The organism is Chryseobacterium formosum (genome assembly GCF_026460885.1).
Lineage (GTDB): Bacteria > Bacteroidota > Bacteroidia > Flavobacteriales > Weeksellaceae > Chryseobacterium > Chryseobacterium formosus.
In genome coordinates, this window is sequence record NZ_JAOVZW010000008.1 from 44,981 (window position 1) to 58,163 (window position 13,183).

At 32.4% G+C, this 13,183-nt stretch carries 14 protein-coding genes; 9 read left to right on the plus strand and 5 right to left on the minus strand.

From position 1 onward, the window contains the following. Window positions 1-3: 3 nt before the first annotated feature. The gene (locus OF897_RS06585) at window positions 4-915 is read right to left on the minus strand and encodes an ABC transporter ATP-binding protein (protein ID WP_267264895.1); all 912 of its coding nucleotides are present in this window, start codon (window positions 913-915) and stop codon (window positions 4-6) included. Between the two features lie 101 nt (window positions 916-1,016). Continuing rightward, window positions 1,017-1,367, minus strand: coding sequence for a T9SS type A sorting domain-containing protein (locus OF897_RS06590; protein WP_267264896.1), 351 nt, complete (start codon window positions 1,365-1,367; stop codon window positions 1,017-1,019). 119 nt (window positions 1,368-1,486) lie between these two features. Between OF897_RS06590 and hemB the strand changes: the two genes are divergently transcribed. After that, window positions 1,487-2,476: a porphobilinogen synthase gene (gene hemB / locus OF897_RS06595; protein WP_267264897.1), complete on the plus strand. Its 990-nt coding sequence runs from the start codon at window positions 1,487-1,489 to the stop codon at window positions 2,474-2,476. Window positions 2,477-2,578: 102 nt separating this feature from the next. On the opposite strand, the gene OF897_RS06600 is transcribed toward hemB, so the two are convergent. After that, on the minus strand, window positions 2,579-3,307 hold the full coding sequence (locus OF897_RS06600; RefSeq protein WP_267264898.1) for a hypothetical protein: 729 nt from the start codon (window positions 3,305-3,307) through the stop codon (window positions 2,579-2,581). Between the two features lie 208 nt (window positions 3,308-3,515). On the opposite strand from OF897_RS06600, the gene OF897_RS06605 reads away from it, so the two are divergent. The 5 genes from OF897_RS06605 to OF897_RS06625 all read left to right on the plus strand — a co-directional run bounded on the left by OF897_RS06605 (window position 3,516) and on the right by OF897_RS06625 (window position 7,556). Then, entirely contained in the window at window positions 3,516-4,085 is a 570-nt protein-coding gene (locus OF897_RS06605; protein ID WP_267264899.1) for a cob(I)yrinic acid a,c-diamide adenosyltransferase, read from the plus strand. A gap of 1 nt (window position 4,086) precedes the next feature. Beyond that, the gene (locus tag OF897_RS06610; protein WP_267264900.1) at window positions 4,087-4,719 is read left to right on the plus strand and encodes a tetratricopeptide repeat protein; all 633 of its coding nucleotides are present in this window, start codon (window positions 4,087-4,089) and stop codon (window positions 4,717-4,719) included. Further along, the gene (locus tag OF897_RS06615; protein ID WP_267264901.1) at window positions 4,719-5,345 is read left to right on the plus strand and encodes a thiamine diphosphokinase; all 627 of its coding nucleotides are present in this window, start codon (window positions 4,719-4,721) and stop codon (window positions 5,343-5,345) included. Before OF897_RS06610 ends, OF897_RS06615 begins: the two co-directional genes overlap by 1 nt. A gap of 151 nt (window positions 5,346-5,496) precedes the next feature. Beyond that, complete coding sequence (locus tag OF897_RS06620; protein WP_267264902.1) at window positions 5,497-6,888, plus strand: type III PLP-dependent enzyme domain-containing protein; 1,392 nt, start codon at window positions 5,497-5,499, stop codon at window positions 6,886-6,888. Between the two features lie 104 nt (window positions 6,889-6,992). Further along, complete coding sequence (locus OF897_RS06625) at window positions 6,993-7,556, plus strand: hypothetical protein (RefSeq protein WP_267264903.1); 564 nt, start codon at window positions 6,993-6,995, stop codon at window positions 7,554-7,556. A gap of 56 nt (window positions 7,557-7,612) precedes the next feature. Here OF897_RS06625 and OF897_RS06630 read toward each other — a convergent pair whose 3' ends face one another. After that, entirely contained in the window at window positions 7,613-8,275 is a 663-nt protein-coding gene (locus OF897_RS06630) for an HAD family hydrolase (RefSeq protein WP_267264904.1), read from the minus strand. Window positions 8,276-8,442: 167 nt separating this feature from the next. Here OF897_RS06630 and speB point away from each other — a divergent pair, with 167 nt between their 5' ends. The 3 genes from speB to OF897_RS06645 all read left to right on the plus strand — a co-directional run bounded on the left by speB (window position 8,443) and on the right by OF897_RS06645 (window position 11,187). After that, complete coding sequence (gene speB, locus OF897_RS06635) at window positions 8,443-9,294, plus strand: agmatinase (protein ID WP_267264905.1); 852 nt, start codon at window positions 8,443-8,445, stop codon at window positions 9,292-9,294. A gap of 270 nt (window positions 9,295-9,564) precedes the next feature. Beyond that, window positions 9,565-10,419: a bifunctional helix-turn-helix domain-containing protein/methylated-DNA--[protein]-cysteine S-methyltransferase gene (locus OF897_RS06640; protein ID WP_267264906.1), complete on the plus strand. Its 855-nt coding sequence runs from the start codon at window positions 9,565-9,567 to the stop codon at window positions 10,417-10,419. 156 nt (window positions 10,420-10,575) lie between these two features. Continuing rightward, entirely contained in the window at window positions 10,576-11,187 is a 612-nt protein-coding gene (locus tag OF897_RS06645) for an alpha-ketoglutarate-dependent dioxygenase AlkB family protein (protein ID WP_267264907.1), read from the plus strand. Between the two features lie 75 nt (window positions 11,188-11,262). Here OF897_RS06645 and OF897_RS06650 read toward each other — a convergent pair whose 3' ends face one another. After that, window positions 11,263-13,119: a CocE/NonD family hydrolase gene (locus OF897_RS06650; protein ID WP_267264908.1), complete on the minus strand. Its 1,857-nt coding sequence runs from the start codon at window positions 13,117-13,119 to the stop codon at window positions 11,263-11,265. Window positions 13,120-13,183: the final 64 nt, after the last annotated feature.

The following is a 13,183-nucleotide window of genomic DNA, read 5'->3' on the forward strand; positions in this document are numbered from 1 at the left end:
AGATTAAGAGTGATTGCTTACCGCATTAATAAATACTTCATTCATGCTCGGAATTCTTTCGTCAAAAGACCTTACTTTTCCTACATTAACCAAATCTAAAAGGATGCTGTTTTGGTCTGCTTCATTTTTCAGATCAAAAGAAATAAGATTATTTTCATTGGTCATATTGAAAATTCCATATTTGTCTTTAAAATGATCAAATTGGTTGTCATTTACTTCAGACAAAGTAACTCCAAAAATATTTTTCTTGAATTTCTCACGAACATCAAAAACTTTTCCGTCAATAATTTTCTTAGAATTATTAATCAAAGCCACATAATCACACATTTCTTCCACACTTTCCATTCTGTGAGTGGAAAGGATAATTGTGGTTCCATTATTTTTAAGTTCGATGATTTGATCCTTAATTAAATTAGCATTCACAGGATCAAAACCTGAAAACGGTTCGTCCAAAATCAAAAGTTGAGGTCTATGAAGAACGGTTACAACGAACTGTATTTTCTGAGCCATTCCTTTGGAAAGTTCAGACAGTTTTTTCTTCCACCATTGATCGATATTCAGTTTGTCAAACCACTTTTTTGCTTCATTTAAAGCGTCACTTTTTTTCATCCCTTTCAGTTCCCCAAAATAAAGAATTTGGTCACCCACACTCATATTTTTATAAAGACCACGTTCTTCCGGCATATAACCGATGTCTTTAATATGATTAGAATTAAGCTTTTCGCCATTGATTAAAACTTCTCCCGAATCGGCTTGTGTAATCTGATTGATAATTCTGATGAATGATGTTTTTCCTGCTCCGTTTGGTCCTAGAAGACCGTAAATACTTCCTGTCGGGACGTTTATGCTAAAATCATCCAATGCTGTTTTTTTTCCTGCATTGTAGGTTTTAGTAATATGTTCAGCTTTTAGCATTAAATTGTTTTTATAGTTAGTATAAAAATATTCCGAAAGTTACGGAATTAAAGAGAATTCTGCTAAAAGAAAAAATCCTGATGTTGATCAGGATTTCAGTATTATTGTTTTACTATTTGAGTAACTTTTTGCGTATTGTCGCTTAGAATATATCTAATTAAATATTTTCCTGGCTTCAATCTTTGAATATTTATTTCAGAACTGTTACTGTTTACATTATAAGTAGCAACCTGAGTTCCTAATATAGAATAGAACGTAACATTCTTTATTTTTAACGAAGTATCTTTAGCTTTCACCATCAAAAAGTCTTTTGCAGGATTAGGATATGCAGTAAGCACGCCATCATCTGACTTTTGAAAAGTAGAATTTGGTTCTTTTATTTGCGCTTTCAAATTATCAGAAAACCCGATAGAAGCTGTAATAAAGATAAATAAAAGTAAAAGTTTTTTCATCAACGATAAATTTGCATAAATATTACTAACAAAAATAATAAATTATATAATTCTCTGCAATAGTTTTTTATATAACTTATATTAAATTTGCAATAAATTATTCAAAAAGTATTCCAAAGATGATATATTCTAGAAACAGAAGACTAAGAGTGAATGAATCGATGAGAGGTTTGGTGAGAGAATGCAGTCTTTCAGTCAATGATTTTGTAATGCCGATTTTCGTGATGGAAGGTGAAAATAAGGAAGAAGCCATCGCTTCAATGCCCGGAATTTTCAGACGAAGCATCGATTTAACGGTAAAAGAATGTAAAGAATTATTTTCATTAGGTGTAAAAGCGGTCAACCTTTACATGAAAGTTTCAGATCATTTAAAAGACAACACCGGAAAAGAAGCGTGGAATAAAGATGGATTAATGCAAAACACGATTAAAGCAATCAAAGATGCTATTCCTGAAATGGTGATTATGCCCGATGTTGCTTTAGATCCTTATTCAATTTACGGTCACGACGGAGTTATAGAAAACGGAAAAATCATCAACGATGCAACCAACGATGCTTTGGCAAAAATGGCAGTTTCTCATGCGGAAGCTGGAGCTGACATTGTGGCGCCAAGTGATATGATGGATGGCAGAGTTTTGACAATTCGTGAAGCGTTGGAAGAAAGTGGCTTTCATGATGTCGGAATTTTAAGCTATGCTGCAAAATATGCAAGCTCATTTTACGGACCTTTCAGAAGTGCTTTAGACAGCGCTCCAAAAGATGACATGGAAATTCCAAAAGATAAAAAAACATATCAGATGGATTTTCATAATTCCCGTGAAGCTTTGAATGAAGTTTTTAAAGATGTGGAAGAAGGTGCAGATATTATTATGATAAAACCGGGACTTCCGTATTTGGATATTGTAGCAAAAGTTCGTGAAGCTATTGATTTACCGATTGCCGTCTATAATGTGAGCGGAGAATATGCAATGTTGAAAGCTGCAGCTCAAAACGGTTGGTTAGACAATGATAAAGCAATTATTGAAAGTTTAACATGTTTCAAAAGAGCAGGAGCAGATATGATTTTCACCTACGCCGCAAAAGAAGCTGCGATCCTTTTAAATAAGTAGAAAGTTTAAATTATAAGTTATGAATTATGAGTTAACTTCGAGTAAATCTTCGGTTTCAATCAACTCATAATTCATAATTTTTAACTTATAATTCAAAAAAAATCATTCCACATCAAAGTCTTTCCCTTTTGTGAATTTTGCAGCGAAAGGTGACTGATTTCCTGAATATTTTAAGACAAAATGTTTTTTAGTATCAGTATCAATTTTTGCTTCTACGTCTACATTTGTGGTCTGAAAACTTACATCTAAGCCAACTCCAGATTCTTTTTCAAGGAAAATCTCAACACTTTCAGCATAGAATAATGAGGTGCTTAAATAATTGAATTTAATATTCTTTCGATACGTTTTCGATTGTGAATCTGTAAATTCTGAATAACTTTTTAAAATTTCAATTCCGGGAGAATCGATATTAGTAATTCTCGATTTTGTAACGCCATTTACTCGTACTGAGAAGTTTTTAGCCTGATTGATATTTCCGTTAATTCCGATGTTAAATAAAGATGGTAAAGTCAAACCATATTCAATCATACTGTCTTTGGTAAATTCAAAATCAGGAATCAATGCAGAATGTTTGGTGACATTTATCAATTGATTTTTTACATCGGTAAGTTGTTGTCCCGAAAAAAGATAACCGATTAGGTTATTGTTGGTTGTTCTCCAATTCCTACCGTTCCATTCGTAGATTTCGCATAATAAAGTATCTGCGGAAGAATGTGGAAGAAGATCAATATCTTGCCATTTAAAAACTTCCTTTGCGTAAGGTCTTCTGTTGACAAGATTTATTCCTAAATCGAGCGCCAATAATTCGCTCAGTTGTTGATTTGTTGCCATATTTCTTTATTTATGATTGGTGTTTTAAAATTATGAAATTATTGAGATTTTAAAGCATAAAAATTTTAAATTTAAATAAAAACAAATCTGCTTTATCTACGAAATCAACGATATGAATTATTTTAAATTAATTCAAAAAATCTTAGTTTAAATCACAGTTAAAAAAAACATTAGTTAACATAATTCTAAAAAACATTAATTTAGTATCATGAAAATTTACACCAAAACAGGAGACAAAGGTCAAACCGCTTTATACGGCGGAACGAGAGTTTCAAAAGCCAGTGCAAGAGTAGAAAGCTATGGAAATATCGATGAATTAAATTCTTTTATAGGAATTTCAAAAAGTCATATCAATGATGAGGAAGTTTTAAAACAGCTTAAAAAAATTCAGTTTGATTTATTCACTGTTGGTTCTGAGGCAGCAACACCTGTTGATAAATTGATGTTGGCAAACGGAAAATCTCGTCTTCCTCTGATTATTTCTGAAACGGAAATTGAAGAATTGGAGAATTGGATGGACGCATTTGAAGAAAAACTAGAACCGCTTCAATACTTCATTCTTCCCGGTGGTGGAAAATCTGCAACTTTTTTACATGCTGCGAGAACGATTTGCAGAAGAGCAGAGCGTTCTTTAGTTTTTTTGAATGAATCTGAAGAAGTGCGCCCTGAATTAATTAAATATTTAAACAGACTTTCAGATTACCTTTTTGTTTTGGCAAGATACATTTCAAAAATCAATAACGAACCGGAAGAATATTGGAATCCGAATGAGAGATAAAATGAAAAAAATCTTTTTGTTTCTTATATTATTTTCAAATTTTGCGTTTTCTCAGAACAGTGCGGCGCTTCTTGATGAAGGCAATGAACTGATTTCAAAGAATAAATTTTCTGAAGCTGAAAAAGTTTTTAGAAAAGGCTTACTGGAAACTCCAAATGATTTGATTTTAAAATCTCAATTGACTTTAGCGTTAATCAGTCAAGAGAAAAATGAGGAAGCAGAAACGGTTATCACAGAAATTTTAAATATTCATCCTGATTTCACTGCCGCACTTTGGTATGGTGGAATTAATAATTTCAACAGTCATCAACCGGATTACAGGAAAGCAATCGCTTATTTTGAAAAAGCTTATAATCTAATTGATACAAATTCCGGACAGTTTTTCGGAGTAAATTATTATATCGGAAGGTCTTACAGAAAACTTTTGTACAGAGAAGGTCTTACTTATAATGAAGTCGACAGAATGCTTGAAACCTACAAAAAATGTATTGAATTGCAGCCTAATGCCGAAGATATCATTGACGCAAAAAGTTTTGTGAAAAAAGTAGAAGAAAAAAGACCCGGCAAAAATGTAGGAAAATGGATTATTACTTCTGATCAGAATGTTGGAGATTTGCTAAAGAAGAAAGAATAATGACAGACAAAGTTTTACTATTTATCAACGGTGATGCTCCAAAATCACTTCCAAAATTAGAAAAATACAGCTTAATTGCCTGTACAGATGGCGCTTTTCATTATTTGAAAGAACTACAGTTTCATTGGGATAAACTTGATTTTATTTCCGGTGATTTTGATTCTCATTCAGGTTTTGATGAAAATATTTATCATGAAAAATTTATTCACACTCCGGATCAGAATCGAACAGATTTTCATAAAGCTTTAGATATTATTTTTGAAAAAGGTTTTAAAAATGTTGATGTATTCGGCGGAAGCGGAGGTGAACAGGACCATTTTTTAGGAAATCTTACCGTTGCGTTTGGCTTTAAAAATCAAATGTCTATTCAGTTTTTTGATGAATTTTCAGAATATTATTTTATTCCTAAAAGTTTTTCAATCAATGGTGTGAAAGATAAAATTATTTCGCTTTATCCTTTTCCTGTCACTGAAAATATTACTACGAGAGGTTTGAAGTGGAATTTGGAAAATATGGATGCGAATATGACGACAGATATGTTAACGAGAAATTTAGCAATAGAAAATGAAGTTTCGATTGAGTATTTGAAAGGTGATTTGTTATTTTTTGCAGGAAAAAAGAAGTAAAATGGTAATTGTTATGTAGTATTGTTAATTTAATTAAGTAAGATTTAGTTCTAATTCTTAAAACTGCGATTATATCAAACTTTAAGAAAAATTTAAATTAAAAAATCAAACTTTTTTAGCAATTTTGCATTCTTAATTCACTTGTTAAAAAATGAAAATAAAATACTCGGAACTTATTGATCAGACATTGTATTTTCCAACGGAAGAATTCAATGTTTCTGAGAACAATTTGTCTTTTCACGATATTCCTTTAATGGATGTTGTTGAGAAGTTTGGAACGCCTCTTAAGGTAAGTTACCTCCCGAAGATTTCTCAAAATATTCAGAAAGCAAAAGGCTGGTTTAAGGAAGCTTTTGAGAAAATCGATTACAAAAAAAACTACAGATATTGTTACTGTACAAAATCCAGTCATTTCAAATTTGTAATTGAAGAAGCTTTGAAGAACGATATTTCGATTGAAACGTCTTCAGCTTACGATATGGATATTGTAAAGTCTCTTTATAATGAAGGTAAAGTAGATAAAAATATAGAAGTAATCTGTAACGGTTTTAAAACCGATGATTATCTGGCAAAAATTTCAGATATGATCAACAGTGGTTTTGAAAACATCACCCCGATTCTGGATAATTACCGTGAATTGGATAAGCTTACTGAAAGTATCGATACCACTTTTGACATCGGAATCAGAATTGCTTCTGAGGAAGAGCCGAAATTCGAATTCTATACCTCAAGATTAGGAATCGGGTATAAAGATATTATCCCTTATTACAGTCAGAAAATTGCAGAGCACCCGAATGCAAGACTGAAAATGCTTCACTTTTTCATTAATACAGGAATCAAAGACACGGCGTATTATTGGAATGAATTATACAAATGTCTTCGTGTTTATGCACGTTTAAAGAAAATTGCTCCGGAAGTAAATTCACTAAATATCGGTGGAGGTTTTCCAATCAAAACATCTTTGCAGTTTGATTACGATTATCAATACATGGTTGAGGAAATTGTTTCTCAAATCAAAAAATTCTGTGAAGAAGAAGGGGTAGAAGAACCGAATATTTATACAGAATTTGGAAGTTTTACTGTTGGAGAGAGTGGAGCGAATATTTATAAAATTATTTCTCAGAAACGTCAGAATGACAGAGAAAAATGGAATATGATCGATTCATCTTTCATGACAACGCTTCCCGATACTTGGGCGATTTCAAGACACTTTATCATGCTTCCGCTGAATCGTTGGGACGATACTTATGAAAGAGTTTTCTTGGGCGGTTTGACTTGTGATTCTGATGATTATTACAATTCTGAGCAACATACCAACGCAATTTATTTACCTGTTTTCAGCGATACGAAACCTTTATACATCGGTTTTTTCCACACTGGAGCGTATCAGGAAACAATTGGAGGTTATGGCGGAGTTCATCACTGTTTAATGCCTCAACCGAGACATATTTTGATTCAGAAAGATGAAAATGGAGAATTTCAATATGAAATTTTCAGAGAAAGACAGGAACCGGAAGATATTTTGAAGATTTTAGGTTACTAACTTATTCAATTGAATTTAGCCAAAACTTATAACAAAAGCTCTCAAATATTTGAGAGCTTTTTACATTTAAAATTTGCAAGTATTTTTATATTTGTTTGAAAAAAATGAAATTGAGAAAAACGATAGGAATAATCTTCATCATACTTATTTTTATTTTAGGGTATTTAAGTGTAGGTATTATATCATTTTTTGGAATGAGATCTTTTTATTCGTATGAAGGATATTGTTCAAGCAGTAAGCTTCCGAATTTTGTTTCTATTGAACTTTGTGAAGTTCTTATTATTTGCATTCTTATTTCCTATGCAATCTTCTTAGAATCTTTTGAAAGTTTTAAAAAACATTTGCAGTTTTACAAAGTAATATTTGTATTTCTTCTAATAAATTCAATTTTTTTAGTATATCAAATTATTGAAGACCCGATTGTGTTGGAGGCAAAAGTAAGCGGCTGGTCAGATCTTCCTCAAAATAATCTTTATATGAGATATAATCCTTTGATTACTTTTCTTGGTATTTATTCAGCGACAATACTATGGATCAATTTTAGGTTTCAAAAGAAAACCCAGCAACTGAAAAATATATCAAGAATTTTTCTAACTGTTGTACTACTAGCAATTATATCTGTAGCAATTTCAACTCAAAATATAGAATATCAAGACTGTAGAGGTTAAAAATATTTATTAAAAAATAAGATAAAATTAAAACTCTCCAATTAGGAGAGTTTTGCTTATTTAAAATATTGTGAAATTTTATCTTTTTCTATCTCAGAATAATCTGTTATAACAATATTTGCCAAACTGTAATCTTGATTGTGAGAATGGAAACTCTTGTAAGCTGCACAAAAAATACTCGCTTTGTGTGCTGCTAAAATTCCATTAGTAGAATCTTCGATAACCATACAGTTTTCAATAGGTTCATTTGCCATTTTTGCGGCAAGCTGGAAAATTTCCGGATGAGGTTTTGATTCCTTTAAATCTGCACCACTAATTTTTCCACTGAAATATTTTTCTAAACCGAATTTCTCAAAAACCATATTAATAGTCGTCATACTTGCTGAAGATGCAACAATTAATTTGATTCCATTTTCATAATAATGCTCAATTAATTTTCTTACTCCCGGAATTAAATCAAATTCTTCATCATTGTAAAAATAATCTTTGAAATGGGTTCTTTTAATAGCTGTAATATCCTCGTGCGTGTGAGAAAGATTAAATTGGCTAATTAAAGTTTCACAAACTTTTTTTGTGGAAGCTCCTGTAAAAGACGTGTAAAGTTCTTCAGAAACCTCAATTTCAAGTTGATTAAATGTTTTGAAATAAGCTTTCCTGTGCAGTGGTTCTGTATCTACAATCACGCCATCCATATCGAACAGCACAGCTTTTAAGGACATAAATTTTATTTTGTGCAAAATTAATGTTTTAATATTTAAAGGGTAAATGATTTTAATTTTTAAATCTCATAATTTGTTACTTATAACTTTAAATACTTACAATATCTTCTTCTTATCTTTGCCGCAAATATTTCAATCTTTAAAAACATTTAATTTTAAATCATATTATGAAAACATACGCAGGAATTCCTGAAGAAAATGCTTCATTAGAAAATTCAAAAGTAGTTTTGGTAACGGTTCCTTACGATGGAACTTCAACTTGGGGAAAAGGTGCCGACAAAGGTCCGGAATTGTTTTTAGATGCTTCTGAAAATATGGAATTGTACGACATTGAAACAGGTACAGAGCCTTATCTTGAAGGAGTTTACTTAGCTGGAGAAGTTTCTGAAAATTCAACTCCTGAAGCTATGACGGAAGCGGTTTATCAGAAAACAAAAGAATTGTTGGCAACAGATAAATTATTCACACTTTTTGGTGGAGAGCATTCTGTTTCTATCGGTTCGATTCGTGCGGTTGGAGAAAAATTTGAAAATTTGACGGTTCTTCAGTTAGACGCTCACACAGATTTGCGTCCTGATTTTCACGGTTCTACTTCTAATCATGCTTGTGCGGTTTTTGAAGCCAATCAGAAGCATAATTTGGTACAGGTGGGAATTCGTTCTATGGATGTTGAAGAAGTGGAATATTTACCGGAAGGAAGAGTGTTTTTTGCTCACGAAATTGCCAATAACGAAAATTGGGTAAATGATGTTTTAGAAAAAGTTTCAGGAAACGTTTACATCACCATCGATTTGGATGCTTTTGATCCTTCAATCGCTCCATCTACCGGAACTCCTGAACCAGGAGGTTTGCAATGGTATCCAACTTTGGAATTGTTGAGAAAAGTTTTCGAAAAATGTAATGTTGTCGCTTTTGATATTGTTGAATTGATGGATTCTGCGTATTCAAAACCAAGTGCATTTTTAGCAGCAAAATTATATTACAAAATGTTGGCGTATTATCATATCAACAAAGATTAAAAATTCTTTGCAAACTGATTTAATAGTAAAAGACTAAACACATAAGTCACAGAGAGTTAATTTGTCTGCGTATATTTTAGAGCACATAAGCTTTAAAAATCTTTGATTTTCTCTCCTGTGTTCTAAATATTTTCAAAGTTGTAAGCTAAAAACTAATGTGACTTATGTGTTAAAAAAAATATATGGTTCTCAGAGTTTCCAAAATTCCGCAAGAAACGGATTTTTTCTTTCAGTTTTTCTTCTGACATTTGTGAGGTAAAATAAAATGAAATGTCCAGACAAGATCAAATAGATTATCAGAGAATTGCCAAAGCGATAGAATATATTCAGAGCAATTTTAAGCTTCAGCCAAATTTGGATGAGGTTGCTGAAAAAGTAAATTTGAGTCCGGCTCATTTTCAGAAGATATTTACCGATTGGGCAGGAACAAGTCCGAAGAAATTTTTGCAGTTCATCAGTCTTGAACATGCAAAAAGTTTATTAAAAGAAAAAAAAGCAAGCTTGTTTGATGCAGCTTTAGAAACCGGACTTTCAAGTACAAGCAGATTGCATGATTTGTTTGTGAATATTGAAGGAATGTCTCCTGCAGAATATAAAAACGGCGGAAAAAATCTGAGAATAAATTACAGTTTCTCCGAAAGCCCTTTTGGAAAAATTATCACAGCATCTACCGAAAAAGGGATTTGCTATATTGCTTTCGAGGAAAATTTAGAACATGCATTGAGAGATTTACATAGTAGATTTCCCAATGCATTTTTTATTGAAAAGAAAGATGAACTTCAACAAAATGCTTTGTCCATTTTTAATAAAGACTGGTCGAAACTTAATACGATTAAACTTCACTTAAAAGGAACAGATTTTCAGTTGAAAGTCTGGGAAAGTTTATTGAAAATTCCATTAGGAAAACTGTCCACGTACGGAAATTTAGCAAATGAAATAGGAAATCCGAAAGCTTCAAGAGCAGTGGGAACAGCAATTGGAAGTAATCCCGTTGCTTTTCTCATTCCTTGTCACCGTGTGATACAATCTTCAGGGAAAATTGGTGGTTATATGTGGGGAAGTGACAGAAAACAGATGATTATCGGCTGGGAAAGTGCGAAAATTTATTCTGATAATTCTATCTAAAATTTGAACCATTAAGATTTGTTTTTAAGAGGTTAAGTTTAATTAAGAAAAAATCAAATAGATTTTTAGTAAATAAGCTGCTTAAAGCGAAGCTCAACTTAATATTCTTAATTCCTTAATAGAATCTTAATGGTTCAGAATTAAATATTTAAACCAATGAATAGTTTATTTGATAGCCCACAAGATTTTCCCATTAATATTCTTCCCAAAGACGGAATCACAGAATATTACGGGAAGATTTTTTCTGATGCTGAATGTGAAAAATATTATCAATATTTATTCAACCAAATTCCTTGGGAAAATGACGAGGCGGTCATTTTCGGAAAGCTAATTTATACCAAAAGAAAAGTAGCGTGGTTTGGTGAGAGAGAATTTGAATACACTTATTCTAATCGCACAAAATATGCAAAACTCTGGACTCCTGAATTATTACAGTTAAAACAAAAATGTGAAGAAGTTTCCGGCGAAACCTATAATTCATGTCTTCTCAATTTGTACCACGACGGAAGCGAAGGAATGGCATATCACAGCGATGGAGAAAAAGATTTGAGAAAACATGGTGCAATTGCCTCTCTAACTTTCGGAGCGGAAAGAAAATTCTCTTTCAAACATAAAGTTTCTAAAGAAAGAATTGATATTTCACTGGAAAACGGAAGTTTACTCGTGATGAAAGGAACAACTCAGGAAAACTGGCTTCACAGACTTCCACCAACCACAAAAGTAAAAACTCCAAGAGTAAATCTGACTTTCAGAACAATTGAGGAATAAAAATAGCAGTGTAAATTACACTGCTATTCTTTACAAACTTAATTTTGTTCTAACTTCTAACTTCTAACTTCTAACTTATTCCAAAACCTCAACCTCAATCGCCGAGTCTTCAAAAACTTTGATAAACGCTTTAGTATAATCTTCCTTTGTAGCAAAATTAGGATTTTCCATAAACTTCTGCGGATTAATGGCAAACAAAGGAAACCAAGTAGAAGAAATCTGAATCTGAATTTTGTGTCCTTTCTTAAAAGTATGAACTACATCCTGCAACCTGAAATTTACAGCAGTTTTCTGATTGGCAACCAAAGCTTCTCCTTTTTCTCTCGAATTTCTGAATCTTGCAGGCATAATTTCGCTTCTTACCATTTGATGGTAATTTCCGTAAATCACGCCGTCTTTCTTTTCGGTTGGTTTAAAATCTTCGGGATAAACATCAATTAATTTAACGGCAAAATCTGCATCGGTAGAAGTCGAGGCAATATTTAATTTTGCTAAAATTTCTCCCGAAAAAGTCATGTCTTCTGTTAAAACCTCAGTTGTGAAAGTTAATACATCAGGTCTTCCAACAGCGAATCTTTGATCTTCCGACATATAATTTCTTGGCGTAAATCCGTTAAAATCTTTCAGATTATCAGAACTTAAAACAGGATTATTGGGATCACTGTAATATTCTGAAAAACCTTGTCCGGCAGAATTTTTTAAAGTTCCGTTGGCTAAATAAAAGTTGACTTTCTTTGCTTCTTTTGGTGGATAGGTTGCAAATTCACGCCATTTTTTTGCTCCGGTGTCATACATTAAAGCTTCCGGTAAACCTGCGTCTTGTTTGGTATTTCCTTTTAAATAATGATTGAAAAATTTCGTTTCAATATTTTTTTGGTAATACGTTGCGATGCTGTCTCCAAAATAGATTTGATTATGAAAATGCTTTCCTTCTTCACGTCCCCAACCTCCATGAGAAAAAGGTCCCATTACTATTGTGTTCTTAGCTTTTGGACTAGTCTTTTCGATGGTTTTATAAATATTTAGCGGTCCGGATAAATCTTCTGCATCAAACCAACCTCCAACTGTCATTATTGCATGATTGATATTTTTAAGATGTGGTAAAAGACCTCTTTTTTGCCAGAATTCATCATAATTGGGGTGATTCATAATTTCGGTCATGAAGAAATTATCTTTGTAATATTTTTCGTAACCATCTTTCAAAGTTCCCATGTCTCGGTAGAATTTTAAACCGTCTTCAGAAGTTGCTTTAATCATAGAATCAGAATACCATGCTTTATTTTCAGGTTTTGTTTTTTGAACTCCGAATACAGGGAAGGTTTTAAAATAACCCAACATAAATCTTCCATTATGCAGGAAATCGTCATTCCAGAAATCTGAAATCGGAGCTTGTGGAGATGAAGCTACCAAAGCAGGATGTTGCGCCAAAGTTCCTACAGCCGTATAAAAACCGGGATAAGAAGTTCCGTATTGACCAACTTTTCCGTTGTTGTCTTTGATGTTTTTAATTAAATATTCTATCGAGTCGTAAGTATCGGTGCTTTCGTCGACATCTTTCTTTGTTTTCTTTTCTACTTGCGGTGTCATATTAGTGAAAGTTCCTTCACTCATGTACCTTCCGCGAACATCCTGATAGACAAAAATGTATTTATCATTCATTAGATATTTATTCGGACCAAGACTTCTGCGATATTCATTTTCACCATAAGGTGCAATGCTATAGCAGGTTCTCTGCATCAGAAAAGGATATTTGTTTTTATTTGAAATATCTTTCGGAATATAGACTGCCGTAAACAATTTTGTACCATCACGCATCGGAATATAAAATTCCTGCTTCGTGAAATTATCTTTTACATAATTATCTTGCGGTTGAGTTTGCGCATTCCCAAATAGGAAAAGCAAAAGCAGTAAAAATGAATATCGAAAGTTCATAGATGAAATTTGATGCTAATTTAATGATTAAAAAGTTTTGGTGGTTATGGTTTGAAAGATGAAG

Excerpts from the sequence above, each read along its gene's own strand:
- OF897_RS06585 (WP_267264895.1), bottom strand. The coding sequence starts at position 915 with ATGCTAAAAGCTGAACATATTACTAAAACCTACAATGCAGGAAAAAAA.
- OF897_RS06590 (WP_267264896.1), bottom strand. The coding sequence starts at position 1,367 with ATGAAAAAACTTTTACTTTTATTTATCTTTATTACAGCTTCTATCGGG.
- hemB (WP_267264897.1), top strand. The coding sequence starts at position 1,487 with ATGATATATTCTAGAAACAGAAGACTAAGAGTGAATGAATCGATGAGA.
- OF897_RS06600 (WP_267264898.1), bottom strand. The coding sequence starts at position 3,307 with ATGGCAACAAATCAACAACTGAGCGAATTATTGGCGCTCGATTTAGGA.
- OF897_RS06605 (WP_267264899.1), top strand. The coding sequence starts at position 3,516 with ATGAAAATTTACACCAAAACAGGAGACAAAGGTCAAACCGCTTTATAC.
- OF897_RS06610 (WP_267264900.1), top strand. The coding sequence starts at position 4,087 with ATGAAAAAAATCTTTTTGTTTCTTATATTATTTTCAAATTTTGCGTTT.
- OF897_RS06615 (WP_267264901.1), top strand. The coding sequence starts at position 4,719 with ATGACAGACAAAGTTTTACTATTTATCAACGGTGATGCTCCAAAATCA.
- OF897_RS06620 (WP_267264902.1), top strand. The coding sequence starts at position 5,497 with ATGAAAATAAAATACTCGGAACTTATTGATCAGACATTGTATTTTCCA.
- OF897_RS06625 (WP_267264903.1), top strand. The coding sequence starts at position 6,993 with ATGAAATTGAGAAAAACGATAGGAATAATCTTCATCATACTTATTTTT.
- OF897_RS06630 (WP_267264904.1), bottom strand. The coding sequence starts at position 8,275 with ATGTCCTTAAAAGCTGTGCTGTTCGATATGGATGGCGTGATTGTAGAT.
- speB (WP_267264905.1), top strand. The coding sequence starts at position 8,443 with ATGAAAACATACGCAGGAATTCCTGAAGAAAATGCTTCATTAGAAAAT.
- OF897_RS06640 (WP_267264906.1), top strand. The coding sequence starts at position 9,565 with ATGTCCAGACAAGATCAAATAGATTATCAGAGAATTGCCAAAGCGATA.
- OF897_RS06645 (WP_267264907.1), top strand. The coding sequence starts at position 10,576 with ATGAATAGTTTATTTGATAGCCCACAAGATTTTCCCATTAATATTCTT.
- OF897_RS06650 (WP_267264908.1), bottom strand. The coding sequence starts at position 13,119 with ATGAACTTTCGATATTCATTTTTACTGCTTTTGCTTTTCCTATTTGGG.